Raw genomic sequence first — 22879 nt, 5'->3', positions numbered from 1 at the left:
GAAAGATTTGAAAATAACCCAATTGTTGAGGCATTAACGTAATGAATGGCATAATTAGATAGAAACGAACTTCCTAGAGATGATAACAACCCTAGATAAAATACCGCAATCAAATATGGACTATGGCTTAATGGTTCGAAATAACTTGTTTCTACCTCTCCAAATAGATGTTGTCCGAAAGAGATTGCTGTAAAAATAAACATTCCAAATGTTAACATAAAAGTTGTCATATCGATTGTTTCGTATTTAGCAGACACTTTTTTAGCAGTAATTGTATACATTCCTGATGAGAGAGCCGATAAAAACATAAGAATCGTTCCAAACAAACTGAATTCTATAGGAGCGCCTTGCCCTTTTATATTAATGTAGATAACACCTAAAAAAGCTACTAACATAACTATTTTTTGATTACGATTAGGTTTTTCTTTTAGAAAGATAATAGCTAAAATCATGATAATAATAGGAATTGTAGCGCTTATTATCCCTGCTTCAAGTGTTGTTATGTAGGTTAAAGATAATGTTTGTAATGAAAAAAAGAGAACTGGATAAAAGATACCTAATGGTAATAAATCTTTCAAGGCTTCTTTTGTAAAGACTTTTGAATGCGGTACGAACATTCGGACTAGCCATATTCCTAGCGCTGCAATAATAAATCGATGTGATAACTGTGTCATTGGATCAGCATATCCTAATCCCTCTTTTACAAAAAGATAAGATAAACCAATAATGCTTACTTGTATTAAAATAGCTATGTGAGCTTTTATATTTTTTGTCATTTAAAACCTTCCCTTCTCAATGTATTGTAGTTTTTTATTTTTATAGATACAATAACTATATTATCAATCTGTACCGATACAGTTAGGAGGCATACTTTGAAATACATTGACATTTATCAACAAATCAAAGAAAAAATTCAATTGGATATTTTTTTAGAAGGGCAAAAAATTCCATCTATTCGTTCTTTAGCAGCTGAATATGAATGTAGCATTGATACTATTAAGCGAGCGATCCAGTTGTTAGTTGATGACCAATTACTTTATGTTAAAGATCGTAGTGGGTTTTATGTTTTGCAAAAGAAAAGAGCGCTCACTTCAATAAAAGAAACAGATACGATTGATTTTGGTTCGACAAAAGCTAACTTGCTAACGTTTCCTTATGATGAGTTTCAGCTTTGTTTACGAAAAGCAACTGAAAACTATAAGGATGAATTGTTTGAATACGGAAAGTCTCAAGGTCTACCAGAGTTAATTCGAACCCTTCAACATTGGCTTACTACTCAACAACTTTATACAAGTGAAAACCATTTATTTATCACAACTGGTGTTCAACAGGCTTTATTTATTTTAAGTCGTATTCACTTTCCTAATCAGAAAAAAGCCATTTTGATTGAGATGCCTAGCTACCATTTAATGCTTGATTTACTTCATTTAGAAACTATTCCTTATTATACCATCGATAGAAATCAGCACGGGCTCAATTGGGAGCGATTAGAATATTATTTTAAAGAAAAAGACATTAAGTTTTTTTATACAACTTCGCGAATTTCAAATCCTTTAGGTCTCTCTTATACAGAAAGTGAGAAGAAAAAGCTAGTATCTTTAGCTAAAAAATATGACGTATATTTAGTAGAAGATGATTATTTAGCTGATTTTGTAACAAGCACAAATAATTTTCCTTTACATTTTTATGATGATAGTGAGCATGTCATTTACTTAAAAAGCTTTGCTAAAATTATGTTTCCAGGTCTTAGAATTGGAGTATGCCTGCTGCCTACCTTGTTGATTGACTCTTTCAAACAATACCGGACACTCCTTGAAATTGATAGTTCCATGTTTTCTCAAGCTGCGCTTAACTTATATATTAAATCTGGTATGTTTGATCACCAGGTAAAGCAAACAAAACAACTCCAAGATGTGAGAAATAAAGCATTTATTCAGGCGGCAGCAGATTCAAACCTTTTTCATTTAAACTGTTTTCATTCAAGTAAGGCCTTTGCCACCTTACCAAAAAAAGTATCCAAATATCAATTTGAAAAAAATCTTGCCAATCATAAAATAATTTTAGATGATATTTCTAAACACTTTGATACCAATAATGTTCCCACTGAAAATTTTTACAGTCTTGATTTGTTTAATTTAACCCCTGATCAAATTGATTCAGGAATTAAAAGACTTATCACTTCTTATAATGAAGCATCAGATAATTAATAAAAAAAAGAAACTTGCACATTTTTTGTACAAGTTTCTTCCTATATAATAGAGTTAATTTAACCACTTATCCGAATAAGCTGCTTATCCTTTATTTCATAAATTTGATCTGCAACTTGATTAACAAAATAACGATCATGTGAGACAACAATCACCATTCCTGGATAATTCCTTATTAAATCTTCTAATGCTTCAATTGTTTTTAAGTCAATAAAATTGGTGGGTTCATCCAATATTAAGACATTTGACGGTCTCAACATGGTTAAAGCAAGCCCAACTCGTGTTCTCTCACCACCACTTAATTGATTAAATGATGTCTGTAATTCTTCCTGAGTAAACCCTAATTTATTTAATATACTTCGAACAATTTTTTCCTCATAATTACTTTGCTTAATTAAATAGCTTAAGACACTGCTCTCATGATTTTCTTGATATGATTGCTGATAAAAGGTTGAAATAATCGCTTTTGAAGACGTGATAATCCCTCTATTTCCATCTAGTATAGCCTTTAAAAATGAAGTTTTCCCTACACCATTAGATCCAACAATCGCAATTTTTTTGCCTTTTTCAAATTGAAAATCAGTTTTATCTAATAAACATTTCCCCTGACTAATAGTTACTGCTTCCCCTCTAATGGGGTATGGGTTATGTAATTCTTTAAACTGATGTATTGGAAATGAGATGCTTGATTGTCTATTTATTTCAGAAACACTGTCTAATTTAGATAGCCTTTTTTCCATTGTTTTAACATTTTTTTGAATACTTTTTTGGACACTATCTTTTTGTTTTGTACCTGAAAGACGGCTTGGTTTCTTTTGTTTTTGACTCTTTTTCTTGCTATTAATTATTAATTTTTGTGCTTGCTTTTCTCTTTCTACAATCGCTTTTTCTAATCGTTTTTTTTCATTTTCAACTTGTTGATAGGTTCTTTGTTGCTCTATATTTTCTTGTTCTTTTTGTTTTTTATATGATTCATAATTTCCATGATACTCCGTAATCTTACCACCTGAGATTTCCCAAATTTTGGTTGCCAGCTCATTTAAAAAATAACGATCATGACTAACAAAAATGAGAGTCCCATAATAAAAGCGTAATTCGTCAATTAGAAATTGAATACTATGTTCATCTAAATGAGTGGTTGGTTCATCCAAAATCATGCCTTCATGATAATTAGATAACATTGTAGCTAACCGATACTTCGCCTGCTCTCCTCCACTCATTTCTTTATAGCTGTTACTTGGTACACCTAATTTACTGAATAATTCAGCATTTTCATCTATTTTTTTTTGCTCGTTAAGACAAATTTGTTCCAAATAAGAAAATTCAATTTGACGTGTGATTTTGCCTTTTCCAACTAACATTTCTCCTACAATTGCTTTTAAGAGTGTTGATTTTCCCGAACCATTGTCACCAATAATACCGATTCTCTCATTTTGGTAAACCCTTAGTTGGTCAATATCTAACACTGTCTTTAATCCATATTCGATATTTGTCTTCTCTATTGTTAATACTAATTCTTCCATGATTACGTTCTCCTTTTAAACGCAATACGGTAAAAAAGGACACAAAAAAGAGACAGCCTAAGCATGCCTCTTAACATTTTTATACATTTAAATAAACACGTATTCCATTAAAATGCCGTATTGCTAGACTTTTTTTATTTGATTTAATTGTTGTCTATTCTGTGCAATACGAATCCGTCCTGGCATGTCTATCTCTCCTTCAATTTATATTAACGTTATCTTAACATGCTTTTCAATTTTTTACTAGATTCAATTAACTAAAAGAAACAATTCACTTTTACCTATTGCAGAGTCAAATTTATTTTGTTACCATTATCACGTGATAGTATATGTGAAATTTGGGAATGAGGTGTAATCCCTCAACAGCCCCTTTCTTCTGTATAACGGACGAAATCTCACAAGCCATCGAAAGAGAAGGCGAGAAAGTAGAATGAAGTTGAGTCAGAATACCATTTTCACATAATCTTCAGATAATTCGATTGGGGAATTGTCTTGTTTAAAGTTGCTTAAGTAAGCGTCTTTTCACAAGGCATTCTATTAACTAGAATGTCTTTTTTTTGTCTGAATCTATCTAATTGAACCTATTTTTTTAAGAAAGGAGTTGAACAAGGTTGCGAAAATACTTATGTGATACCTGTCACTTTATTTACGATGAACAAGAAGGCGATAGTAAAAACGGTGTTCCTAGAGAGACACTTCTTGAAGAACTTGCTGGGTCTTTGTGTAATCGCTGCCAAATGAAAGACTTGAATCGTTACTCTGTGTTATTTTCTGAATATCAAAAATTAGAAGCAACATATTACTCAATGTTTTCTGGGAAATGGCATGTCCATCACTTTTTATCGTTTCTATCAGAGCATAAACTTAGCTCACCCAGTATTTTAGATGTGGGTGTTGGCCATGGTCGTTCTAGCTTTCCTTTGGTTAGTGAAGGATTTCTCGTGACTGGTCTTGAAAAGAGTCCTGCTATGGTCACTGTCTTACAGCGTCAAAAATGGACCTCTTTTTCACACTTTGATTTAGTAACATCCGATATTTTTGACTATCAAGAAAATAAAACGTTCGACGTTATACTATTGGCAGATACAACGTTTCAAGAGCTTGTCTATCAAAAATGTCTTAAGCATGTGTTAGAAAAGCTTGCTAATCTTTTGAGTCCAGAAGGTTTTATTTGGATTGAAACAACAAATGTAGCAGAGTCTCAACATATATCTAGAAAAAAAGACATTGATTTAAAAAGAAGTATTCATTTGGACAGTGAGATAATTAAGAAAAAGCACCATTTTACTTATAATCACACCTTTGAACTGTTCAATGAAGGAACATCGTCTGAGCGTCAGTTTGTCAGTCGCAACCTTCCTAGTATATCTGTAAAAGATATTGATCAGAATTTACCTAGCTCACTTAAACGAGTGTCTTGTTCTCTTTTTCCAACCGAAAGAAAAGAGCATCAAAGTGAACAACTTGACAGATGGCTTGATGGCGGTTATCCAGTAGCCACTTCTAACCCACTTGCAAAAAAAGAAATTATTATATTAGAAAAAATAGAGGAGTTTTAAAATGAAAAAAAATTTATTTGGTATGTTAGCTGTTGCAATGCTTATTTTTACAGGATGCGGAGCAACTGAGTCAAAAACAGATTCTTCAACTTCTTCAAAAGATAAAAAAAGTGAAACATCTACAGTTATTACTACTTATAATTATGAAAAAAAACCTGTAGAAGAAACGTTTGAGAAAGTACCAGAAAAAGTCGTTGCTGTGTATCAAAGTCCAATCGAAATCATGTTAGCTCTTGGTTTAGAAGATAAAATGATTGCTGCATCTCAATTAGATACTGATGTTAAACCAGAATTTAAAGAAGCTTTTGATAAGATTAAATATTACAAACAAGCGCCAAGTAAAGAAGAAGTTTTAAGCTTAGATCCTGATTTTATTTTCAGCTGGTACTCATATTTTGCACCGGAAACATTAGGTGACGTTAGCTTCTGGACTGATCGCAATACAAATACTTATATGGCTCAAAACAGTGGTGTTAAAACACCTAATACACTTGAAAATGAATACGAAGATATTTTAAATATTGGTAAAATTTTCAAGGTTGAAGACAAAGCTCAAAAAATGGTTGATGACATGAAAAAAGAAATCGACAAATCAATCAAGTTTGCTGAAGGTAAAGAAAAAGTAAAAGCTGTCATTTTTGAAGTAAACAAAGATGGTCAATATCGTATTTATGGTGCTGATAGTATTGGTGGCGATATGGCTCAACAAGTTGGTGCTGAATTAGTTGCTGATAAAAATGGAAATATTACAAAAGAAGAACTTGTTAAATTAAATCCTGATGTTATTTTTAGTGTTTACTACGGTGAATCAATCGAAGAAAAACAAGCACTAACTTCAATTACTGAAAACGAAGCATTACAAAATATGGATGCTGTTAAAAATAATCGAGTGTATCCTATGGTTTTAAGTAATGTTTACTCAACTGGAATTAGAACATTAGATGGTATTCAAGCTATTTCAAAAGGATTATATCCAGATTTATATAAATAACAAGAAAAGGTGATGAGTAAATGGAACAGGTTCAACGTTCAAATTGGAAATTTAATATGATTTTATTAGGAATGACTGTCCTCTTACTCGTTTCGATTATTTATTCTATCACCTTGGGTTCAGCAGATATTTCAATAAAAGAGGTTTATCACATTCTATTTGCTAAAATCACTGGACAAGAAGCGCTGTTAAAACATGTGGAAAAAGGGGCTATTGATATCGTATGGTTGATTCGTTTTCCACGCATTTTACTGGCTGTTCTTGCTGGTATTGCTCTTTCTTTATCAGGAGCTGTTATGCAAGCTATTGTTAACAATCCTCTTGCTGATCCTTATATTTTGGGAATTTCTTCTGGGGCATCTCTGGGTGCCACTTTAGCAATTTTATTAGGCGTTGGTGTTTCTCTTGGTTCAAACTATGTTGGTATTTCAGCTTTCATCGGTGCACTGGCTGTTTCCTTTTTAGTTCTCTTATTTGGTAGCTCCTCAAGTCGAGCAGACGTCTCACGACTCTTACTTGTCGGTATTGCTCTAAGCTCTCTTTGCTCCGCTATGTCGAGTATCATTGTTTTTGCAGCTAACAACCGTAACGGAATGATGACTTTAAACTTTTGGCTACTAGGAAGTTTGTCAGCGGCCAATTGGCAAATTGTTAAAATTTTAGCACCGATTGTCATTGTTATCAGTCTCTTCTTTTGCTTTCAATCACGAATTTTAAACTTAATGTTAGTTGGTGATGAAGCAGCGGTTACTTTAGGACAAGAAAATCATATTTACCGAATTATTTACATCATCCTAGCTGCAATACTAATTGGGTTTATTGTCTATGCTTGTGGTATCATCGGTTTTGTTGGACTTGTTGTGCCACACATTGCCAGACTTTTAGTTGGAGTGAATCATAAAAAAATGATTCCAATTACAATTTTGTTTGGTGGCTTGTTCCTACTATGGGCAGATATTCTGTCTCGAATGATTATTAAAGGTGTTGAAATTCCAATCGGCATTATTGTTTCAATTGTAGGAGCGCCCTTCTTCTTATATTTAGTGGTTCAAAATTCTGGTGAAAAGAGGCGATAAGTGATGAAATACGAAATAAAGCATTTAGGTGTGACCTTAAACAAAAAAGAAATTTTAAAAGACATCTCACTATCTCTTCCTAAAAATCAATTCATTGGCATTATTGGACCAAATGGAAGTGGAAAAAGTACGCTACTTAAAACGCTATACAAAGGAATCAAAGAATACTCTGGCAATATTGTTTTTCTAGATAAAGATTTAGCTTCTTGGAAAACAAAGGATATTGCTAAAGAAAATGCTGTGGTTGCTCAACTTAATGAAGTAAACTTTAATTTTACTGTTTTAGATATTGTGTTAATGGGTAGAGAACCTCATAAAGAATGGTGGCAAATGAATACAACTGAAGATTTGGCACTTGCCCTTGACTCGTTAGATAAAGTTGGCATGGTTCATTTTAAAGATGAGTACTTCTCTTTTCTTTCTGGTGGAGAAAAACAACGAGTTATTTTAGCTCGTGCTTTAGCTCAAAAAGCGAATTGCCTGATTCTTGATGAGCCAACTAACCATTTAGATGTTAAAAATCAATTAGAGTTTTTAAGCCTTGTTCGTGATCTCAATTTAACAATTATTTCAGTTATTCACGATCTAAATCTAGCTGCTAATTATTGTGATATTCTTTATGTCATGAAAGACGGACAAATTGTTTTATCTGGAACACCCACAACAGTCTTAACCACAACGAATATCAAAGAGATTTTTGAAGTTGATAGTTATGTCAAAAAAATAGATAATCAGATTCAAATTAGCTATAAAATTATTTAAATTTTCATTTACTGATGCAAGTTTTCAACTTACTTGCATCAGTTTTTTTATTATTAAAAATAACAAAGATTACTATCTTTATTTTCACATTGTGATATTATGAACTATATAAAATATAGGGGTGATTGACATGGAAAAAGAAGAATATTTAGAGATGGTTAGAGCAGTGGCAGAAGAATATTTTAGCTCAGGAACGTTTTACTGTTCGGAAGCTGTGGTTGAAACAATTAACGATGTGTTAGGTAAACCTTATGATGATGACGTGGTACGTTTAGCTTCTGGATTCCCTATTGGTATGGGAAAAGCACAATGTTTATGCGGCGCTGTATCAGGGGGACAAATTGGTTTAGGTATGGTCTATGGTCGTAAGCGCGGCGAACCGATGGATCCTGAAATGTTTGAAATATCAAAAGGATTGCACGATTATGTCAGAGAACAATACCGTTCTTGTTGTTGTCGTGTTATTACACGTGAATGGCGTGGTGATGATTTTAAATCTGAGGGACGTAGACAGCATTGTATTAAAATAACAGGAAATGTTGCTGTTTGGGTAGTAAATGAATTAATCGAACGAGGTAAAATTGATTTAGAAACAGCACCTAAAATCGAACCACATGTCACAATGGAGCCGTAAATTATATGAAAAAATTTTTGCTTAATTTGCCTATTCCAGTAGCTGCAGTTGGCTTAAGTTTTGCTGGGTTTGCTAATTTATTTGCTCTTAATCCCTCAATTAGTTGGGTATTTGCTATTTTTAGTTTACTCATTTTAATAGCAGTTGTTGTTAAATTTATTCTTAATCCAACAATGTTTAAACAGCAACTAAATCAGGCACCCATTGCTGCTACTTTCCCAACATTTTTTATGGGGTTAGCATTTCTTGCCAAATTTTTACTGCCGATTAGCAGAACCTTAAGTTTAATTTTATGGTTTATTGCAACAATTGGACATGCCTTATTTATTGTTTATTTTTCATTGGCTTTTGCGATGAAAAAAGATTTGTCGCTTGTTTTACCGTCGTGGTTTATTGTGTATATTGGTATAGTTGCTTCAGCTATTTCAAGTCCAATGTTTCAATCGAATCTTATCACTACTCTTTCCAAGGGACTTTTCTTATTCGGTGTACTATCGTTTATCATTTTATTACCGATTGTTTTTATGAGACTTAAAAAGCATAACTTACCAACACCTGTAAGAGGAACATTCGCTATTTTAGCAGCTCCTGCTTCTCTTAATTTGGTTGGTTATCTTGCAACCCATGAACAAAAAACACTTTGGCTTGTTCTCTTACAAGTTTGTCTGATGTTATTGCTATATGTGATTGTTTTAATTAAGTTACCTAAATTACTATCTGAACGTTTTACTCCGGCACAGGCAGGTATGACGTTTCCACTTGTTATTACAGCAACAGCGGTTAAGCAATCGGGTGTTTTCCTAAGTAAGCAATTACCAGCCATCCAACCAGTATTTACAATACTTAGTTGGGTTACTTTAATCATTGCGTTAATTGTTGTCTTTTTAATTACTATTCGCTTTATTAAAGCAACTTATAAAATGAATCAAACAGCTTAAAAAAACAGTGAATGAGAAATAACAATTTACGTTATGCTCATTCACTGTTTTTTAGTTTATAATGACTATATACTTATTTTGTTTGATTAGATAATGCTATTAAAAGGAGCTGGTTTTATGAAAACCTTATACATGAAACAAAAAGTTTTAAGTTTAAACGAAAAATTTTCAATCAAAGATCAAGAAGAGAATATTATTTATAGTGTAAAGGGAAGTTTTCTAAAAATACCAAAATCTTTTACAATGTATGATAGCAATGAAGAGGAGATTGGTACAGTCACAAAAGAACTTTTTAAACTGCTTCCTAAATTTAGCGTGAAGGTTGTTGGTGCTTCTCCAATATTGATTGAAAAGAAATTGTCTTTTTTTAAAGCTAACTATCATATTGATAGCGAAAATATCCAGATTCAAGGAGATTGGTTAGATAAAAACTATGCCATTGAACGTAACGGTATAGAGATTGCCCGTATCAATCAAAAGTGGTTAGCTATGAATAGTACTTATGAAATATCTATTTTAGAAGAAAATTACGAACATCTAATTATTCTTTTAGTTGCAGCTATCGACTTTGTAAAAGCAGAAGAAAGAGCTGCTGCTTCTTCTTCAAGTGTCTAAAAAATAAAATAAAAATAAGAGCCTGGCTATTCCAAAAAAGAATAGCCAGGCTCTTATCTAAAACTCAAATTTTCTTTGATAATAAAAGGTTTTTAAAAGTATTTATTAAATAATGAATTATTTTGTAAAAAATTTTTTCTTAGTTAGCTACTTCATCTTTTAATGAAATTTGTTTAATAAGATCATTTTCAAGCCTTCTCGTATTTTTAGGATTTTGATTTGTTTCAATAGCCATTGACCCATTTGTCATGATAGCTGTATAGATTTCACCTATTCTACCAGTAATAAATCTTAATTCACCATTATTTGTTCCCCAGTTACTCTCTTGCTCCAACCAATCAAGTAATTTAGATAATGAGCTAATCATATCTTTTGGAGTTAATCCCACACTAAGACGCTCCTTCCTTGTTGATATATCCTTTTATTTTCTCATATTCCGTTGCAATTCTTCCTGTAAAGCAAGGCCTTTTTCTTTTAATTCTTTGACTAATAAGTCAACACCTTTATGAAGAAGTCGACTAGTTGGACCTGAGACACTAATTGCGCAAATAATAGACCCATCTTTGGCATAAATTGGCACTGAGTAGCAAGACAAACCATACTCATATTCCTCTTCATCAACAGAATAGCCTTGCTCTTTTATCTTTTTAACATTTTTTAAGAAATCATTACTATCAACAATTGTATTAACCGTCCGTTTAGGTAAATCAACGAAGTATTCAGCTAAAGATTCCTTGTCAAATTGACTTAAAAAAAGTTTTCCCATACCTGAACAATAGAGAGGACTCACGGGGACTAAAGTTGTTTGGAGTTGATAAAACTCGCCTTCTACTGTTTGCATAATGACAACTTGATTGTCATTTAGAATACCTAGATTGACTGTTTCTAAGAAGCTATCTCTTAACTGATTCATAAAAGGAGTCGCAATTTCCACTAATTGATTTTCCTTAGCCGCGCTTTTAGCGTAAACGCTCAAACGATAATCTAGAGCATAATCGCTGTTTGGCATTTGTTTTACTACATTTATTTCTTCAAGTGTTTTGATGATTCGAAAAATAGTGGTTTTTGGTATTTCAAGTTCCTGTGATAAATGAGCTAGTCCTACTTCACCATTTTCGTTTAATACATCTAGAATTCTAAACGTATCGACTACATTTTTTATTACCGGGCTTTTTTTCTCCATAGTTGTTACCTCCAGAAAAGATACTATTAATAACACTTTACTATATTTGTTTAATAAAAGAAATCTCTCTTGTGAGACTTTTGTTTGTTTACAAAACTTACCATATTCACTTTTTTTAAATTCCCTCTTGATTTTGTGATTGATTTAACATATATTAAGAATGTGGAACGCGTTCCGAAATACAAAAATTAGGAGATGTTTAAATGAAAGTAAGTATTATTGGTGCAGGTGCAGTCGGAGCAACAACAGCTTTTTCACTTGCTAAATCAAATCTGGTTCAAGAATTAGTTATTGTCGACCTTGATGAAGACAGAGCACAAGGTGTGGCTTTAGATATTTTACATGGTTTATCTCTTAGTCAAGAAATGAAAATTTCTGCTGGAGGGTACGACAAAACTGCGGACTCAAATGTGATTATAATCACAATAGGTGTTCCTGAGAAAGTTGGGGAATCACGTTTAGTTCCTCTTCAAAAAAATGCGGATATTTTAAAAGATATTGTTCCTAAAATTACTGAAGCAAGCCCAAATGGTATGTTGCTTTTAGTAAGTAATCCTGTTGATATTTTAGCTTATTTCGCACAACAAATTTCAGGTTGGGAACCTCACCGCGTCATTGGGCTCGGAACTACACTTGATTCAGCAAGACTGAACTACTTATTAGCCCGTGATTTAGATATTTCTCAAACAGACATGAACGGTTTAGTGATTGGCGAACATGGTGATTCACAAGTTGTTGCTTGGTCACAAACAGCCGTTAAAGGAACTAACTTTACTCAATACGCTAAGAAAAATGGTTTAGATATATCAGAAAATTACTTTACCGATATTGCTCAAGAAGTAAAAGATACTGCGTTTGATGTTTGGAAAATGAAGGGACCTAACTGCTACTGTGTGGCTTTAGCCATTGAACGAGTGATTAAAGCAATTGCTCAGGATGAACAAACTATTTTACCAGTATCACAACCCTTTAGTCAGGATGTTTATATTAGTTTACCTCATGTTATTAGTAAAAACGGAGCAGTTAAAGCAATCGACTTAGATTACACTGCTGAAGAGTCAGAACAACTAAATGCTTCGTATACAAGTTTAGTTGAATTAGCAAATCAAATTAAGTTATAGGAGCTTAGCATATGAAAACAGCACAACGAATTGGTTTTTTTAAGTTTATTGTTGGGACACTTTTAGGTATTTTACTTGTATTAATTCCTTTTAATTTCAGTAATGGCATGGATACTATTTTATTTCATTATTTAAAATTATTCATTGAGGACTATAAGATAATTATTCAATATTTACTTGTTATCTGTGTTTCCTTAAGTGCCCTTCTTTCTCTTTATGCACTAATTAATAAAAAGAGTGTTCTTCACCAAAAAAGATTATGTAAAAAATTATTTGTCACAACTCCTTTTTATGTTGTGAACCGTTTCTTTGGAGCTTTCATCTCTATTTTATGTTTATTTAAAATTGGCCCGGCATTTATCATTTCACCTGATACAGGTGTTGCTATGTTGGATTTAGCCACTCAATTATCTATTTTGGTACCAATGATGCTTTTATTCCAAACATTTATTTTAGAGTTTGGTGCAATGGAATTTCTAGGTGAGTTAGTTGGTTTTATTGTTAAACCACTATTTAAAGTTTCTGAAATTTGTGCGGTTAATATCATTAGTGCCTGGGTAGGTCCAGGGAATGCAGCCATTCTTGGGACACAGGAATTGTTTGAAAAAGGCTATTTTACGGTGAAAGAAGCTGCGGTTATTGGTAGTCAGTTTGCCACTTCTAGTATTGGGTGGGTTGTACTTGTCAGTTCTGTTCTGGGATTAATGGATCATTTTGGTTTAATTTTTCTTGGCATTACATTAATTGGTGTCATCCTCGGAATTATTAGCGTTAGAATCCCACCGATTAGAAACTATCCAAATACTTATGTTGATGGAACCACAGAATCTTCTATTTCAACACCAAAAAATGGAAGTAAACTTCAAACAGCATATACTAATTCAGCTAATCGTGCTAATAGTATTAGTTTAAAAAACTTTACAAGTAAAATTGATAACATGAGTTTTTATGTCTTTTGGTTAACTCCTATCATTATTTTTTGGGGTGCTGGAGCGTTAATGATTTCGATTTATACACCAATTCTTTCATGGGTTTCTTTACCTATTGAGATGATTTTAAATCTAGCTGGTGTACCCGATGCATCAGTTACAGCAAGTGCGATCATGGCTGGTTTTGCTGATAATTACCTTCCTGTTATTCTTGGTAAAGGCTTACCATCGATTGAAAGTAAGGCAATTATCGCCATGATGAGTATTCTACAATTAATATTCATGTCAGAGATTGCCACACTCTTAAAATCTTGTAAGTTAGTTGATAAGTTTAGAGATATTATCATTATCTTTTTAGAAAGAACCTTTATCTCATTACCTTTTGTTATCTTGTTTGTTAAATTATTTATTAGCTAACTAAAAAGAACTGTCTCTCTTACATAAAAAAGAGAAACAGTTCCTTTTCTTTTTTGTTTTAATAGCCAAGCACTAAAGTAATGCACAAAAAATAAGACCCGGCAATTACTAATAATGACCCCAAAATAACTATTAGTTTCTGTGTCGAATCGATTTTTCTTTTTTTAAATATCAAACGATCAACAACCAAGGCAAAACCGATAACGATCATGACTATAAAAATGATTGCTAGAAAAAATTGACTGTTAAAAAACATAGCCATCCCCCTTGTTTATCCCTTACAACTTAAAATAAATATACCTTGTTTTTCACAGCTCTTCAATGATAATGCTTACTTTTCTTAAATAATAGCAAAAAGAGATCTCCTTTCTTGTTTGAAGAAGATCTCTTTCATCCCTATTACGGTTTATTTATCTTTTTTTAAGCTTGCTAGACGTTTGTAATTATCATTTCTTTCAATAACGTCATGCTTTGTATTATCATACATCTCGTCAACTATCTCATCATCATGAACCACATTTGTTAACGCAGAAAAACGTGTTTGCGTGCTTAAAAAGTCTGGAATTTTTTCCATATCAGCCTTCTTGTAATCCATACGCATTGGATCTTTACCTTTTTCAATCAGACGTGGATCGTAACGATACAATTGCCAGTAACCCGACTCAACGGCTTCTTTAGCATTTAATAACGCGTTACTCATACCACCCTTGATACCGTGATTGATACATGGCGTATAACCAATCACAAGAGATGGACCAGGATAACTTTCCGCCTCAGCAATAGCTTTAATGGCTTGATTTGGATTGGCATTAATTGAAATTTGTGCCACATAGACATTACCATACGTTGCGGCCATCATGCCTAAATCTTTTTTCGCTGTTTTCTTCCCACTAGCAGCAAACTTAGCAATAGCTGATTGAGAGGTAGCTTTAGACATTTGACCACCTGTATTAGCATACAATTCATTATCCATAACTAAAATATTAACATCTTCACCCGATGCTAAAATATGATCAATTCCGCTAAATCCAATGTCATAAGCCCAACCATCGCCACCAATCATCCATTGGCTTGGCTTAACAAACATATTTTCATCTTGCAGTAAATCCACCAACACTTTATCTGTCTGGTTTTGTAAACTTTCAGATAATCTAGATGCACGTTGTCTTGTCCCTTTTCCTTCATCAAGATTAACTAACCAATCAGATAAAACTTCTTTTGTTTCTTCTTGAAGCGTTTCTTTTTCTAAAATTACCGCTACTTTATCTGCAACACGTTGACGCTTCACTTGATTTGCCACATACATACCATAACCAAACTCAGCATTGTCCTCAAATAACGAGTTACTCCATGCAGGTCCTTGACCTAAATGATTGGTTGTATATGGAGTTACTGGAGCTGAAGCCCCCCATATAGATGAACAGCCTGTCGTATTAGCAATCATCATTCGATCACCAAATAATTGAGTTAATAATTTAACATAAGGCGTTTCCCCACAACCAGAACATGCACCTGAAAATTCTAAAAGTGGTTGCTCAAATTGAGAGCCCTTAACAGATTCTTTTTTCACTGTATTTTCTTTATGTTTCAATGTCATTGAAAAGGCCCAATTAACAGCTTCATCATGTTGTTCTTCATAAGGTTTCATGACAAGCGCTTTTTCTTTTGCGGGACACGCGTCCACACAAAGGCCACAGCCTGTACAGTCTTCAACAGATACCTGAATTCGGTACTGCATACCATCTTTTCCTTTGAAGTCTCGCGTAATGTAACCTTCTGGTGCTTCTTCCATCTCTTCATCATCTGCTAGGAATGGACGAATCGCCGCATGTGGGCAAACAAATGCACATTCATTACACATCGTACAAGCTTCTGGAATCCATTCAGGCACTTCAAGGGCAATGCCTCGTTTTTCATAAGCTGATGTACCTAGTGGAATTGTCCCACCTAACATACCATTATCAATTAAATCATTAACTGATAGTTGGTCACCTTCTTGGCGTTCAATTGGTTTCATAATATTTTTAACAAATGATGGTAATTCTTTTTCTTCAACTCTTTCAGAAACTTCAATATCTGCCCATTCTGCTGGAACATCAATTTTTTCTAGTGCATCAAATGTTTTATCGATAACATTCCAGTTTTTTTGAACAATTTCCGATGATTTTTTACCATATGTTTGTTTGATTTCTTCTTTTAATAAGGGTAGATATTCATCTCTATCCATTAAATGAGTTAATTCGAAAAATGCAGCTGACATAACTGTGTTAATTCGGCGTCCCATACCTTCTTCTCTTGCGATATCCATCGCGTTAATCGTATAAAAATTAATATTGTGTTGGGAGATGTATTGTTTTAAGTGTTTTGGTAATAACCTAAACACTTTTTCTTTATCCCAAACCGTATTTAACAGGAAGGTACCTCCGTCTTTTAAGCCTTTAATTAAATCATATTTATGAATATAGGCTGCATTATGACATCCGACAAAATCAGGGTTTTCCACTAAATAAACAGAATGAATTGGTTCTTTACCAAACCTCAAATGAGAAACAGTCAGCCCACCAGATTTTTTAGAATCATATGAAAAATAAGCTTGTGCGTAACGATCTGTGTTATCACCAATAATTTTTATAGCTTGCTTATTGGCCCCAACTGTTCCATCTGAACCAAATCCCCAGAATTTTGCTTGGAAAGTAGAGGCTGGTGTCAAATCAAGCATTTCTGTTTGTGGTAAAGATAAATGCGTCACATCATCATTGATTCCGATTGTAAAACGTGGTTTCATCTGATTTTCATCTAATAGTAACTCCTCGTAAACAGCAACTATTTGATTTGGTGTCACATCTTTTGAGCCAATTCCGTAACGTCCACCAATAATAAGCGGACGGTTAATATGACGATATAAAACACTTTGAACATCTAATAATAATGGCTCACCATCTGAACCTGGTTCCTTCGTTCTATCCAGTACAGCAATTTTTTCAACTGTATCAGGTAATTTTTCAAGTAAATTTTTAGCAGGAAATGGGCGATACAAGTGAATAGCAATATGACCAACTTTACGACCTTGCTTATTTAAGTAATCCACAGTTTGTCTAATCGTTGGTGTGGCAGAACCCATTGAAATAATCACTTCAGTTGCTTCTGGGTCACCGTAGTAAGTCGTTAAATCATATTTAGTTCCTCTAATTTCATTAATTTCTTTCATATATTTTTGAACAATACCTGGCATCTCATCATAATATTTATTAACCGTTTCTCTTGATTGGAAATAAATATCCGGATTTTGTGCAGTTCCTGAGACCGTTGGCGTATTTGGATTTAAACCACGACGTCTGAAATTCGCTAAAGCGTCTTGGTCCACTAAAGGTTTTAAATCCTCATAATCAATTACTTCAATTTTTTGTAACTCATGACTTGTTCTAAACCCATCAAAGAAGTTAACAAAAGGTAAACTTCCCTCAATACTTGCTAAATGTGCCACACCAGATAAGTCCATTACTTCTTGAACGCTACCTTCTGCAAGCATTGCGTATCCAGTTTGTCTAGTTGCCATCACATCACTATGGTCTCCAAAAATACTTAAAGCGTTCGTTGCAATAGCACGAGCAGATACATGGAAAACACTTGGTAACAATTCTCCGGCAATTTTATACATGTTAGGAATCATTAACAGTAATCCTTGTGACGCGGTATAAGTAGAAGTTAATGCGCCAGTTTTTAATGAACCATGTACAGTTCCAGCTGCACCTGCTTCTGATTGCATTTCAACGACCTTAACCGGTTCATTGAACATATTTTTTTTGCCCTTTGCTGACCAGTCATCTACAAGCTCGGCCATGGTTGAACTCGGTGTTATTGGATAGATAGCTGCAACTTCTGTAAAAGCATATGATATATAAGCTGCGGCGGTATTTCCATCCATTGTTTTAAATTTTTTCATCCTTACTCTCCCATTTCTATCGTGACTTGACTAACATTTTTCAGCAATTTCTTTAGCGAATACTTTAATTTTTTCAATATCTTCATCGTTCGCTTCGTTTTCAATGGTTAATGTTTCAACAGCTTTTGATGCTCCCGTTTCTGACAAAGCTTTTTCAAAAGCGAATGCTGCTGAGCAGAATGCATCTGGATAAAGTTCGCTATCACCTGTTCCTACAACACCAAAGACTTTTCCATCTAACTCTTGGTCTGCTAATTCTTCATAAAAATCTTCAAATGCTACTGGCAATTCGCCATCCCCATCTGTAAATGTCGCAATAATCGCAATATCAGCATCCTCAAAGTAATCTCCATCAATATCGTCTGCTTCTTCTCTGACAATTTCTAACTCTAACTCTTCAAATGCATCCTCTAAATGTTCTGAAATTTCTTCTGTATTTCCTGAATTTGTTGTATAAGCAATTTTTACTAATGTCATGTTTTTTTCCTCCAAATATTAATTTACTTTTTCCATATTTTTACACGCAACAATATCCACACCCGTATCTAAAATATTCGGAATAATAATATCCCCAATGTGAATCGGTGCTGTTAATTCCACTTGATTAATTTCATGCATAATCTCGTCCATTTTACCTTTTGGAATAGTTTCATTTGTTTTAACTGGTATTCTAGGTAAGTTCGCTTCTTTGATTCGACAAGTAGATGTGATTGTTCTAACTGGATTGATTAATTCTTGCTTGCCATAAACAATCCCTCTACCACAATTATTACCTGTTACCTTGTAATTATTTTCTTCATCTACTTGTAAGTGACATCCTTTAGGACAAACAATACAAATTAGCTCAGCCATTGTTTGACATCTCCTTTATTGAAATTTCTAACTCATTAATGTCATCTGATTCAAAATATTTTTTTCTTAAATTCAATGTCTCCATCTCACCAGGTGCTAAATCTTTCTTTTTAAACGTTTTGATGACCTCCCCGTGATGGGAAAGAACTACTTCACATTCTTCAATAACTCGGTTCACTCTAAAATAAACCTCTACTTTTTTATCCACATGGTTTTTTCTGATTTTTTGAGGTAATACATAAGAAACACCTTCACCATTTTGTATCTCAATTCCTTGATTTTCTTTTTCAGCTACTATATTTTTAACGTACTCAGCCGCCGATTTACCTGCTAGCATACTTTCAGCACTCACGTGATCCACTAAATCATGAACGTGTAACACATTGCCACAAGCAAATATACCAGGAATTGACGTTTCTCTGTTTTCAAATACGAGCGCACCTTTTGTCCGTCTATCCATCTCAACACCAACTTTTCGCGAAATTTCATTCTCTGGAATTAAGCCAACTGAAAGAAGTAACGTATCACATTCAATCACTGTTTCAGTTCCAGGAATCACATGTCGTTTTTCATCAATTTCTGCCATTGTAATTGATTCTAATCGTTCATTTCCTTTAATATCAATAATGCTATGAGATAAATAAAGAGGAATATCAAAATCATGTAAGCACTGAACTATATTTCGGTTTAAACCACCTGAGTAAGGCATCACTTCAATACAGGCTAACACTTCCGCCCCCTCAAGTGTCATGCGGCGAGCCATGATTAGCCCGATATCACCTGAACCTAAAATCACAACTTTTTTACCAACCATATAGCCTTCCATATTGACGTAACGTTGAGCTGCGCCTGCAGTTAGAATGCCAGCAGGGCGAGCGCCAGGCAATTGAATAGCTCCTCTTGTTCTTTCCCGACATCCCATTGCTAAAACAATGGCTTTACCTGATAGGACTTGATAGCCTTTAGTCTTATTCATGACATGAACTTGCTTGTCTTCTGTTACTTCTAAACAAATTGTATCAAGCATCACTTCGATTGTTGTGTCTTTTAATTTCTCAATAAATTTACCTGCGTATTCTGGGCCAGTTAATTCTTCTTTGAAATAATGTAAACCAAATCCATTGTGAATACATTGATTTAAAATCCCACCTAATTCAACATCTCGTTCAATAATTAATATTTTTTCTAAACCTTCCTCATACGCACTCACTGCAGCAGCAAGCCCAGCAGGTCCTCCGCCAATAACTATCAAATCGTACATTATAAAACCTCCTTAGATTGACTTACTAAAATATGACTGTTTAATCGATCTAAATCTACTTCTAAAGGAGAAATATTCAACTCATCTGCAATAATTTCTACAACACGCGGACCACAAAAACCACCCTGACATCTTCCCATACCAGCAATAGTTCGACGTTTAACACCATCTACTGACTGGGCAGGCAATGTCTGATGAAGCGATTCTCGAATATCAGCTTCTGTAATATTTTCGCATCGACAAATAATACGGCCATAATCTGGATTTTCTTGAATTAACTGTTGTTTTTCTTCAATACTTGCTTGGTTAAAATGAATACGTCGTCTCTTGTCAATATAGTCTTCTTTTTCATTTAAGACTAATCCTTTTTCCTTCATAAGCTCAATCAAGTAAAGAGAATTGGCTGGTGCTGCTGTTAATCCTGGAGACTTAATCCCTGCCACATCATAAAAGTTTGGAATCACTTCTTCAATGATAAAGTCTTCTCGATCTGTGTTGGCACGAATTCCAGAAAAGTTACGAATGGAATTCGCCAAGTTAATCGTTGGCACACTTTTTCTAGCACCTTCTGCTACATCATTTAAGCCAAGTGTTGTATTTGCTGTATCTTGTCCAGTATTTACTATGTCTTCTGAAATATTAGTAGCATTTGGTCCGACGATAATATTTCCATGAGTAGTCGGTGCAACTAAAATTCCTTTTCCCACTTTTGTTGGGCATTGAAAAACAATGTGATGCACCGTATCTGTTTCTTCTAAATCAAGTAAGTAATATTCTCCTCGACAAGGTTTCATTTTAAACGTTGGTTCAGCTACCATCTCATGAATACTATCTGCATGAACACCCGCTGCATTGATCACGTATTTAGTATTAATCGTTTCTAAATTTGTTTTGACTTCAAAGTCATCACCCTTTTTAGTAATGCCTTCAACTGTTTGATTAAAATAGAATGTCACACCATTTTGAATAGCTACTTCTGCCATAGCAATTGCATATTCCCAAGGGTTTACCACCGCTGCACTTGGTGCGTAGAGAGCTCCGTAAATCTCTTGATTCAAATGAGGTTCCATTTCTAGTACTTCCTCTTTTGAAATAATTTGAATGTCAGGAACGTTATTTTTTACACCTCGGTCGTATAACTCTTCCACGGTCTTTATGTCTTCTTCAGAAAAAGCAACTACTAGCGAGCCTAATTGTTTTCTTGGTATATCTAATTTGCGACAAATTTCTTTGGCTAGATGTGATCCTTCAACGTTTAATCTTGCATTAAGTGAACCTGGTTTTGGGTCATATCCGGCATGTAAAATTGCACTGTTTGCCTTAGTTGTTTTAACAGCCACATCATTTTCTGCTTCGACAACACAAACCTTTAAATCATATTTGCTAAGTTCGTAGGCCAATGAACAGCCACTAATTCCTGCGCCAATTATGGTAATATCATACATTTTTTACCCTCCAATTAATAAAAGAGCACACTGAACGAACCCCACGTTAGTGCAGTTCGTTCAATGTGCTCTTTTCTCTAGCTGATTATTTTATTAAGTTAATTATAGGATGATTCACAAACAAATGCAAGCGTTTCCTTATAATTCCCAAACTTTCTTGTTTGTTGACGAGATGGCAATCGCTCCATTTTTTAATGCATTAATGACATCTTCTTTATCTGTTATCAAGCCACTAACGATTAATGGTCGTTTCACTTCATTTTTTACGGCATTGATAACTTTCCCATTTGGATTAGGTAAAATTTCTATAAAATCTGGAAATTTAGGATTTTGACATTTTTTCAAAGAATTAAATGCTAAAGAATCCACTAAAAAATTGCGATAAACTGTCATAAATCCAATGGCTTGTGCGCGAACAAGTTGTGGCCATTTAGTTGAGATGATACCAGAAAAATAAGTGTGCTCTTTTAAAAATCTCAGTCCTACCTCATCATCTGATAACCCTTTAACCAATCCTAAATGAACAAAGCCAACCTTACCACTTTCTTCAATTTTTCGCGACACTTCTTTTATCGTTAGTAAAGACGATTGTAAAACAAAAATAACTTCCACATCTGATTCCAGTAATTCATCCAAATCTGATTCATCTTTAATTGCTGCAATAATCGGGTTGTTTCTTAATTTTTCGTATATGTTAACTTCCTTCATACCAAACCCTCTTTTTTATTGTTTGCCTTATTATAACAAACTTCTTCTTATGCTTAGCCGTTTTGATTGAAATACTTGAATTTATAGTAATTTATTAATTTTTTCAATTGTTAACTCACTATCTGTTAACACAGGTAATAATTTTGTTATTGTTTCAAAATCTTTCTCCCACCATTTAAGTTTTAAAAGACTTCTAACTATGTCATCTGAAAAACGTTGTTTTATTTTTCTAGCGGGATTACCTCCAAAAATGGTATAGGCTGGGACATCACTAGTTACGACAGCATTAGCTGCAATAATTGCTCCATCACCAATAGTGACTCCTGGTAAAATCGTTGCGTTTTGACCAATCCATACGTCATTGCCAATAACCGTATCTCCTTTAAACGGCAAATCGTTTAGAGAAGGAACAGCCTCTGACCAATCACCACCCATGATGTTAAAAGGATAGGTAGTTACTGAAGACATACGATGATTAGCGCCATTCATAATAAATTCTACACCATGAGCAATGGCACAAAATTTGCCTATAATTAATTGGTCACCAAGAAATTCATAATGATGGGTTACTTGATCTTCAAACAAGCTTTTTGATTTGCCTTTATCATAATAAGTATAATCACCAACAGTAATATTTGAGCGAGTAATCTCATTTTTTATAAACGCTACATTAGGTATCGATGGATTGGGAATTAAACTGTTTTTATTTGGTTGA

Annotated in this window: 21 protein-coding genes and 1 riboswitch; of the genes, 10 read left to right on the top strand and 11 right to left on the bottom strand. The window is 33.8% G+C overall.

Annotated elements, in window-relative coordinates:
* Positions 1-776, bottom strand: a 776-nt coding sequence (locus RR554_RS06570; RefSeq protein ID WP_332467666.1) for a DMT family transporter, incomplete at its 3' end; no start/stop codon positions are given.
* Between the two features lie 96 nt (positions 777-872).
* Here RR554_RS06570 and RR554_RS06565 point away from each other — a divergent pair.
* A complete protein-coding gene (locus RR554_RS06565) occupies positions 873-2207 on the top strand; it encodes an aminotransferase-like domain-containing protein (protein ID WP_332463488.1) in 1335 nt (444 codons plus the stop codon).
* A gap of 59 nt (positions 2208-2266) precedes the next feature.
* Here the strand turns inward: RR554_RS06565 and abc-f are convergent, their stop codons facing one another.
* The gene (gene abc-f, locus RR554_RS06560) at positions 2267-3730 is read right to left on the bottom strand and encodes a ribosomal protection-like ABC-F family protein (protein ID WP_332467665.1); all 1464 of its coding nucleotides are present in this window, start codon (positions 3728-3730) and stop codon (positions 2267-2269) included.
* A 295-nt stretch (positions 3731-4025) separates the two neighbouring features.
* A riboswitch (cobalamin riboswitch) is annotated at positions 4026-4198 on the top strand.
* Between the two features lie 143 nt (positions 4199-4341).
* Between abc-f and RR554_RS06555 the strand changes: the two genes are divergently transcribed.
* The 7 genes from RR554_RS06555 to RR554_RS06525 all read left to right on the top strand — a co-directional run bounded on the left by RR554_RS06555 (position 4342) and on the right by RR554_RS06525 (position 10305).
* Positions 4342-5289, top strand: coding sequence for a methyltransferase domain-containing protein (locus tag RR554_RS06555; RefSeq protein WP_332467664.1), 948 nt, complete (start codon positions 4342-4344; stop codon positions 5287-5289).
* Position 5290: 1 nt separating this feature from the next.
* Complete coding sequence (locus RR554_RS06550) at positions 5291-6280, top strand: ABC transporter substrate-binding protein (RefSeq protein ID WP_332463485.1); 990 nt, start codon at positions 5291-5293, stop codon at positions 6278-6280.
* Between the two features lie 20 nt (positions 6281-6300).
* Entirely contained in the window at positions 6301-7356 is a 1056-nt protein-coding gene (locus RR554_RS06545) for a FecCD family ABC transporter permease (RefSeq protein WP_332467663.1), read from the top strand.
* A 3-nt stretch (positions 7357-7359) separates the two neighbouring features.
* Positions 7360-8118: an ABC transporter ATP-binding protein gene (locus tag RR554_RS06540; RefSeq protein ID WP_332467662.1), complete on the top strand. Its 759-nt coding sequence runs from the start codon at positions 7360-7362 to the stop codon at positions 8116-8118.
* A 130-nt stretch (positions 8119-8248) separates the two neighbouring features.
* Positions 8249-8752 carry a C-GCAxxG-C-C family protein gene (locus RR554_RS06535; RefSeq protein WP_332463482.1) on the top strand — a complete coding sequence of 168 codons (504 nt, stop codon included), beginning with the start codon at positions 8249-8251 and terminating at the stop codon, positions 8750-8752.
* Between the two features lie 5 nt (positions 8753-8757).
* A complete protein-coding gene (locus RR554_RS06530) occupies positions 8758-9690 on the top strand; it encodes a TDT family transporter (RefSeq protein ID WP_332467661.1) in 933 nt (310 codons plus the stop codon).
* Between the two features lie 117 nt (positions 9691-9807).
* Entirely contained in the window at positions 9808-10305 is a 498-nt protein-coding gene (locus tag RR554_RS06525; RefSeq protein WP_332463480.1) for an LURP-one-related/scramblase family protein, read from the top strand.
* A 139-nt stretch (positions 10306-10444) separates the two neighbouring features.
* Here the strand turns inward: RR554_RS06525 and RR554_RS06520 are convergent, their stop codons facing one another.
* Both RR554_RS06520 and RR554_RS06515 read right to left on the bottom strand, forming a co-directional pair.
* A complete protein-coding gene (locus tag RR554_RS06520) occupies positions 10445-10693 on the bottom strand; it encodes a hypothetical protein (RefSeq protein ID WP_332463479.1) in 249 nt (82 codons plus the stop codon).
* A gap of 33 nt (positions 10694-10726) precedes the next feature.
* Entirely contained in the window at positions 10727-11488 is a 762-nt protein-coding gene (locus RR554_RS06515) for an IclR family transcriptional regulator (protein WP_332467660.1), read from the bottom strand.
* Between the two features lie 203 nt (positions 11489-11691).
* Here RR554_RS06515 and RR554_RS06510 point away from each other — a divergent pair, with 203 nt between their 5' ends.
* Entirely contained in the window at positions 11692-12609 is a 918-nt protein-coding gene (locus RR554_RS06510; protein ID WP_332463477.1) for a lactate/malate family dehydrogenase, read from the top strand.
* An 11-nt stretch (positions 12610-12620) separates the two neighbouring features.
* The gene (locus RR554_RS06505) at positions 12621-13955 is read left to right on the top strand and encodes a YjiH family protein (protein WP_332463476.1); all 1335 of its coding nucleotides are present in this window, start codon (positions 12621-12623) and stop codon (positions 13953-13955) included.
* Between the two features lie 406 nt (positions 13956-14361).
* Here RR554_RS06505 and nifJ read toward each other — a convergent pair whose 3' ends face one another.
* From nifJ to RR554_RS06470, 7 genes are all read right to left on the bottom strand, one after another.
* Positions 14362-17898, bottom strand: a complete 3537-nt coding sequence (gene nifJ, locus RR554_RS06500) for a pyruvate:ferredoxin (flavodoxin) oxidoreductase (protein ID WP_332467659.1) — start codon at positions 17896-17898, stop codon at positions 14362-14364.
* 30 nt (positions 17899-17928) lie between these two features.
* A complete protein-coding gene (locus RR554_RS06495) occupies positions 17929-18375 on the bottom strand; it encodes a flavodoxin domain-containing protein (RefSeq protein ID WP_332463474.1) in 447 nt (148 codons plus the stop codon).
* Between the two features lie 18 nt (positions 18376-18393).
* Positions 18394-18750, bottom strand: a complete 357-nt coding sequence (locus RR554_RS06490; protein ID WP_332463473.1) for a DUF1667 domain-containing protein — start codon at positions 18748-18750, stop codon at positions 18394-18396.
* Positions 18743-20011, bottom strand: a complete 1269-nt coding sequence (locus tag RR554_RS06485) for an NAD(P)/FAD-dependent oxidoreductase (protein ID WP_332463472.1) — start codon at positions 20009-20011, stop codon at positions 18743-18745. The genes RR554_RS06490 and RR554_RS06485 overlap by 8 nt, the downstream gene beginning before the upstream one ends.
* Positions 20011-21456: an NAD(P)/FAD-dependent oxidoreductase gene (locus RR554_RS06480; RefSeq protein WP_332467658.1), complete on the bottom strand. Its 1446-nt coding sequence runs from the start codon at positions 21454-21456 to the stop codon at positions 20011-20013. The genes RR554_RS06485 and RR554_RS06480 overlap by 1 nt, the downstream gene beginning before the upstream one ends.
* Positions 21457-21594: 138 nt before the next feature.
* Positions 21595-22164: a glycerol-3-phosphate responsive antiterminator gene (locus RR554_RS06475; RefSeq protein ID WP_332463470.1), complete on the bottom strand. Its 570-nt coding sequence runs from the start codon at positions 22162-22164 to the stop codon at positions 21595-21597.
* 81 nt (positions 22165-22245) lie between these two features.
* On the bottom strand, positions 22246-22879 hold a 634-nt coding region (locus RR554_RS06470; RefSeq protein WP_332467657.1), incomplete at its 5' end, for a Vat family streptogramin A O-acetyltransferase.

It is taken from the genome of Vagococcus sp., assembly GCF_036639995.1.
Classification (GTDB): Bacteria; Bacillota; Bacilli; order Lactobacillales; family Vagococcaceae; genus Vagococcus.
This window is presented reverse-complemented; position numbering and strand designations above follow the sequence as displayed.

Bases quoted from the DNA above. Each gene is read 5' to 3' on its own strand.
- RR554_RS06515 (WP_332467660.1), bottom strand. From the start codon at position 11,488: ATGGAGAAAAAAAGCCCGGTAATAAAAAATGTAGTCGATACGTTTAGA.
- RR554_RS06535 (WP_332463482.1), top strand. From the start codon at position 8,249: ATGGAAAAAGAAGAATATTTAGAGATGGTTAGAGCAGTGGCAGAAGAA.
- RR554_RS06540 (WP_332467662.1), top strand. From the start codon at position 7,360: ATGAAATACGAAATAAAGCATTTAGGTGTGACCTTAAACAAAAAAGAA.
- RR554_RS06485 (WP_332463472.1), bottom strand. From the start codon at position 20,011: ATGTACGATTTGATAGTTATTGGCGGAGGACCTGCTGGGCTTGCTGCT.
- RR554_RS06510 (WP_332463477.1), top strand. From the start codon at position 11,692: ATGAAAGTAAGTATTATTGGTGCAGGTGCAGTCGGAGCAACAACAGCT.
- RR554_RS06490 (WP_332463473.1), bottom strand. From the start codon at position 18,750: ATGGCTGAGCTAATTTGTATTGTTTGTCCTAAAGGATGTCACTTACAA.
- RR554_RS06530 (WP_332467661.1), top strand. From the start codon at position 8,758: ATGAAAAAATTTTTGCTTAATTTGCCTATTCCAGTAGCTGCAGTTGGC.
- RR554_RS06545 (WP_332467663.1), top strand. From the start codon at position 6,301: ATGGAACAGGTTCAACGTTCAAATTGGAAATTTAATATGATTTTATTA.
- RR554_RS06495 (WP_332463474.1), bottom strand. From the start codon at position 18,375: ATGACATTAGTAAAAATTGCTTATACAACAAATTCAGGAAATACAGAA.
- nifJ (WP_332467659.1), bottom strand. From the start codon at position 17,898: ATGAAAAAATTTAAAACAATGGATGGAAATACCGCCGCAGCTTATATA.
- RR554_RS06525 (WP_332463480.1), top strand. From the start codon at position 9,808: ATGAAAACCTTATACATGAAACAAAAAGTTTTAAGTTTAAACGAAAAA.
- RR554_RS06550 (WP_332463485.1), top strand. From the start codon at position 5,291: ATGAAAAAAAATTTATTTGGTATGTTAGCTGTTGCAATGCTTATTTTT.
- RR554_RS06480 (WP_332467658.1), bottom strand. From the start codon at position 21,456: ATGTATGATATTACCATAATTGGCGCAGGAATTAGTGGCTGTTCATTG.
- abc-f (WP_332467665.1), bottom strand. From the start codon at position 3,730: ATGGAAGAATTAGTATTAACAATAGAGAAGACAAATATCGAATATGGA.
- RR554_RS06475 (WP_332463470.1), bottom strand. From the start codon at position 22,164: ATGAAGGAAGTTAACATATACGAAAAATTAAGAAACAACCCGATTATT.
- RR554_RS06505 (WP_332463476.1), top strand. From the start codon at position 12,621: ATGAAAACAGCACAACGAATTGGTTTTTTTAAGTTTATTGTTGGGACA.